We start from the raw sequence: 4,970 nt of genomic DNA, 5'->3' as shown, positions 1-4,970 counted from the left end.
TGATCGGGCTGTCAACGACCGGTGGCGCCTGGGCTGGGTAGTCGGTATAGACGATGACCTGAACGTCTGAGAGGTCGGGGACAGCGTCCAGAGGTAGCGTCTGCAGGGAGAATATGCCGGCCGCCACTGCAAAGGCCGTCCCGACGAAAACCAGCACAAGGTTGCGGGCGGACCAGGCGATCAGCCGGGCGATCATGGATTGGCTCCCTGGACTGCCGCCATGCCGTCCAACGCGGCCTTCAGATTGCTTTCCGCATCGATCAGGAAGTTGGCCGAAACCACCACCCGGTCGCCGGTGGCGATCCCGGTCAGGATTTCGGTGAATCCATCGCCCTGCAATCCGGTCTTAACCTCACGGGGACCGAAGCGTCCGTCGCCTAGGTCAAGGATCACCGTTCGGCGCGTGCCGGTATCGATCACTGCACTGTCTGAAACCGAAAGGACTGGGGTCGGCGAACCGGCGACGATGCCGACGTCGGCATACATGCCCGGCAACAGCGAAAGATCGGGATTGGCGATCTCGATCCGTACCTTGGTGGTGCGTGTCTCGGCGGCGACGCCTGGATAGATAAGTGCAATGCGTCCGGAAAAGGTCTTGCCCGGCAGGCTCCGGATCGAGACGTCCACCGACGCGCCGACCCTGACGACGTCGAGATCATATTCAGGAACGTCGGCAATGATCCAAACACTCGACAAGTCGACCAGCCGGAACAGCACGTCGCCGGATTGCGCTGCCATCCCCTCGACGACGTTCCGCTCGACAACGACCCCGTCGCGAGGTGCAGGCCACACCGTTGACATCGGGATCTCTCCGTCCCGCTTGATCGTCGCGATGACAGCGGGAGCCACCCCGAGATTGAGCAGCCGCTGTCGTGCACCTTCGGCCCCATCCCCACCGCCTTTCAATGCGGTCAGGTATTGTGCTCCGGCGCTCGAAACCTCGGCGGAATAGAGCCAGAGAAGTGGCTCGCCCCGGTTGACCCTATCCCCGGTGGTCACGTCTGCGACGCGATCGACAAAGGCATCTGAACGCGATGCAACCACAGTGACGAGCCGCTCGTCGAACTCGACAGCACCCGGAACTCGTATGGTGCGGACGATGATGCGCGACGAAGCGACCTCGGACCGGACGCCGGTGCGCTGCATTTTTCCGGCCGCAACGACAACTCCTGACTCGTCGGCGTTTCCCTCGTAAACGGGGAGGTAATCCATTCCCATCGAGTCCTTCTTGGGCGTTGGGGAGGTGTCTGGCAGGCCCATGGGATGTCGATAGTACAGCAGCCGCCGAGCACCTGACGGTGGTCGGCTCTCTCCAGTGGCGACCTCCGCGACCACATCAGGCTTCTCCTCGAAGCTGACATCATCGCCTGCCTGCACCGGAGTGAACGGTCTGCCATCATCGGTGGCCTTTGGCGTCGCCGAGTAGGACGGAAGGCCGTCTGGATGTCGGTAGTAGATGACCGGCCCGGCCGACGCCGTGGGCGTTTCAGCCGCCTGAAGCGATATTTCTGGAATCCAGTCGATGAAAGGCAACGACATCCGCTGTTGCCCGGCCAAATAGCCTCCAAGCCCCGCCGCCGTTATGGCGACGAGGGCCAAGCCAGTTGTGACCTTGGTGTTCACGGCAGGACTCGGAATTCGAGCTGGCTTTCGAGTGTGCCTTCCTCGCCCTGTATCTTGGCCGCCAGCGACAAGCGCCAGCCCCCTTGCATGACAAGGCCCGTTTCGAAGCTATAAATACCGGGCTCTGTCGATCGCAGCGGCTCGATGGACCCGGCCATGGTTTCCATGCCATCCGGAGCCATGTCGACCCGTTGCTCAAAGATCACCGCATCCGGAACGGCCTCGCCGGTCCGTTTGTCGACAAGACGAACGGACACGACGGTCGCTTCGCCGACCTGGACTTCGGTTTGAGCGAGTTCGAACTCATAGTCATCGATTGCGGCCCATGCGGGAGACGTGGCCATCGGATAGGCGAGAACGGAAAGTGTGGCAAAAGCAGCACGCACTAGGAAAAGGGATTTCATGATTGGGATCCGGAAATATCATCAAGGAGCAGCGCTCAGGCTGCGGCGCACATTCCACCGAACATTCGATAGCTTAAAGCTGACGAGATCGTGATCTGCGAGTGCTGATGACTTTAGATCCGGGGTGGCTCGTAGAGGGGCGTCCCTAACCACATCGCGCCAAGGCCGTCGTCACGAGGCGGGGCCATTGCCTCCCCGTGAGGAATTGTTGGGCTAACACCTGATGCAGCGCTTAAAACGCACTTGGCGAAACAGCCCACGACCATCGGACAAGCAACTCCACAGTCCGGCACCTGTCCGGTCGGGGTTTTGCAACACTCTTCTTCACCCTGCATCGGCATCATATCGCTCATGTCACCCATTGGGGCGTTGGCGACCACCTTGCTCTCGGTCGAATAGGCCGTTGCAGGCGGCAGCATGAGTCCCGCGATAAGCGCTATCGACATCAGCAGGGAAATAAGGGACCGAACTCTCATATTCAAACGATCACATGACGCCGCCGTATTGTAAACCTGCTGGTAGCGATGAAAGGCAGGGGGATCGGCCGTTCGAAGCTGAGGTATCCAATCTTAGCATGGCCCGCGTCGTTGTCCTCCTCATCGAACGTGTGCTGATGGTTACGCAGCCAACGGGTGTCTCCCGCGTCCTGCGTATCACAATTTGAGCGTGACACCCGCGCGGGGCAACATCACTGAGCGCTTAAGCCCGAGGGTTTCAACGCCTCCGGGAGGACAACCCCGGCGCCCAGGGTTGCTGCGAGAATTGATACCATTGGAGATGTCTCGCTACTCACTCAAGGACCTTTCAACAAACGGCTTGGTTGCAGGGGCAACTGACGTGAGGTGGCAAGGCGCACGGTTCAACGGGCGATCAGTTCATCGACGTCCTGGTCGATCTGCGTCCCGGCGCTTCCGTCGAAGATGGCGAGTGCTTGGTCTAATCGCCCAATGCCGGCAATTCCGCCGGTCAATGCGGCGAACGTGGCGGCGGCGTCCACCTTCGGCCCCATCGATCCAGCGGCGAAGTCCCTTTGGCGCATCTCCGTCGGCGTGGCCCGGCCTATCGCCTTTTGGCTTGGCTTGCCCCAGTCGAGATAGACCGCATCGACGTCAGTCAGCAGCAAAAGAACATCCGCTCCAATTTCCTGCGCCAGCAGGTTCGCTGTGCGGTCCTTATCGATGACAGCTTGAACCCCGACCAGACTTCCGTCGGCTCGCCGAACGACGGAGATTCCGCCACCGCCAGCACAGATCACAACCACATTCGCGTCCAGCAGGATGCGGATGATATCAACGTCCGGTATGTGTTTGGGTGCTGGCGAGGGCACGACGCGCCTTGATTTGTCGCCTTCCGGCGCGACGCTCCAGCCCCGGGCCGCCGCGAGACGCTCGGCTTCGTCCTTCTCATAGACCGGACCGACCGGCTTGGTCGGATTGCGAAATGCCAGGTCGTTCGGATCCACCTCGACCTGTGTCAGCAATGTCGCGACCTTCGGCCCGTCGGGCAGTGCGTTCTCCAGCTCCTGCTCGATCAGATAACCGATCATGCCTTCGGTCTCGGCGCCCAGGGTATCGAGAGGATAGGCTTCGTCCGGCTTCTGGGCCGCGGCCTGGAGGGCCAGCAAACCGACTTGGGGACCATTGCCGTGGGTGACGACAAGCCGATGGCCGGCGCCGATCAGCTCGGCGAGCGAAGCGGCGGCTGCACGCACATTGAGCCGCTGCGTTTCCGCGGAGATGGATTCGCCGTGCCGACGAAGGGCGTTGCCACCGAGAGCGACGACGATAAGCATCGCGGTCACCCTGCAATCGTGGCGACGAGGATCGCCTTGATCGTGTGCATGCGGTTCTCCGCCTGGTCGAACACGATCGACGATGGGGATTCGAACACCTCGTCGGTGACCTCCATGCAGTCGATCCCGAAGCGCTTGGCTATATCCGCACCGACCTCGGTCTCCGCGTTGTGGAAGGCCGGCAGGCAATGCATGAATTTGGTGTGCGGGTTGCCGGTCGCCGCCATCACATCGCGGGTGACCCGATACGGCATCAGTTCGCGGATGCGCTGGGGCCACGCCGCGTCGTCCTCGCCCATCGACAGCCAGACATCGGTATAGAGAAAGTCAGCGTCTCGCACGGCTTGGCCGACATCCTCGGTGATCGTCAGTTGGGCCCCGTCTCCTTGCCGAGCCCCCTGAGATGCTCGACGAAGGGCTCGTCGGGCCAGAGGGAGCGTGGCGCGGCGATCCGCATGTCGATGCCGACCTTGGCCGCGCCGACGGCGAGTGAACGCGCCACATTGTTTCGTCCGTCGCCAAGAAACGTCACGGTGAGCCCCGACAGATGCTTGTGGGTGAATTCGCGCATGGTCATGAAATCGCCGAGCGTCTGGGTCGGGTGCGTCTCATCGGTGAGACCATTGTAAACTGGCACACCTGCGTAGGCAGCAAGCTCCTCGGCAGTCCTCTGACCGAAGCCGCGATATTCGATCGCGTCATAGACACGGCCGAGAACGCGGGCGGTGTCCTTCATCGATTCCTTGTGGCCGATCTGGCTGCCCGAGGGCCCCAAATAGGTGACGTGAGCGCCCTGGTCGTAGGCCGCAACTTCGAAGCCGGTGCGCGTTCGGGTCGAATCCTTTTCGAAGATCAAGGCGATGTTCCGCCCGGTCAGCCGTTGCCGCTCGGTGCCGGCCAGCTTGGCAGCCTTGAGCTCGCTTGCCAGCTTGAGGAGGAAACGGATGTCGCCGGGCGAGTAGTCGTCGAGCGTGAGCAGGCTGCGGCCGCGAAGGTTGATCGGCATGGCGAAGGTGTTCCTTGTTTCAGAGGGGATCTCGAGCGATCGGACAGGTCATGCAATGACCGCCGCCACGCCCGCGACCAAGCTCGGAGCCGGCCACCGTGATCACCTCAATGCCGGCCCGGCGGAGCAGAGTGTTGGTATAGAC

The 4,970-nt window shown here is 61.8% G+C and carries 5 protein-coding genes and 1 pseudogene; all 6 read right to left on the bottom strand.

Features of this window, described 5'->3' with window-relative positions; translation table 11 throughout:
• Positions 1–196: hypothetical protein (locus WH91_RS18655; RefSeq protein ID WP_046172527.1), on the bottom strand; the 196-nt coding region annotated here is incomplete at its 3' end.
• Entirely contained in the window at positions 193–1,623 is a 1,431-nt protein-coding gene (locus tag WH91_RS18650) for an efflux RND transporter periplasmic adaptor subunit (protein ID WP_046172526.1), read from the bottom strand. The genes WH91_RS18655 and WH91_RS18650, both read right to left, overlap by 4 nt.
• Complete coding sequence (locus WH91_RS18645) at positions 1,620–2,027, bottom strand: FixH family protein (RefSeq protein ID WP_046172525.1); 408 nt, start codon at positions 2,025–2,027, stop codon at positions 1,620–1,622. The genes WH91_RS18650 and WH91_RS18645 overlap by 4 nt, the downstream gene beginning before the upstream one ends.
• Before the next feature lie 859 nt (positions 2,028–2,886).
• The gene (gene arcC / locus WH91_RS18635) at positions 2,887–3,819 is read right to left on the bottom strand and encodes a carbamate kinase (RefSeq protein WP_046172523.1); all 933 of its coding nucleotides are present in this window, start codon (positions 3,817–3,819) and stop codon (positions 2,887–2,889) included.
• Between the two features lie 5 nt (positions 3,820–3,824).
• Positions 3,825–4,825: pseudogene (argF, locus tag WH91_RS18630) on the bottom strand (ornithine carbamoyltransferase).
• Positions 4,826–4,844: 19 nt separating this feature from the next.
• On the bottom strand, positions 4,845–4,970 hold a 126-nt coding region (locus WH91_RS23715), incomplete at its 5' end, for an arginine deiminase family protein (protein WP_248305829.1).

The organism is Devosia psychrophila (genome assembly GCF_000971275.1).
GTDB lineage: Bacteria > Pseudomonadota > Alphaproteobacteria > Rhizobiales > Devosiaceae > Devosia > Devosia psychrophila.
Note: the sequence above shows the minus strand (reverse complement) of the source record. Positions and strands in the feature narration are given on the sequence as shown.

Excerpts from the sequence above, each read along its gene's own strand:
- WH91_RS18645 (WP_046172525.1), bottom strand. The coding sequence starts at position 2,027 with ATGAAATCCCTTTTCCTAGTGCGTGCTGCTTTTGCCACACTTTCCGTT.
- arcC (WP_046172523.1), bottom strand. The coding sequence starts at position 3,819 with ATGCTTATCGTCGTCGCTCTCGGTGGCAACGCCCTTCGTCGGCACGGC.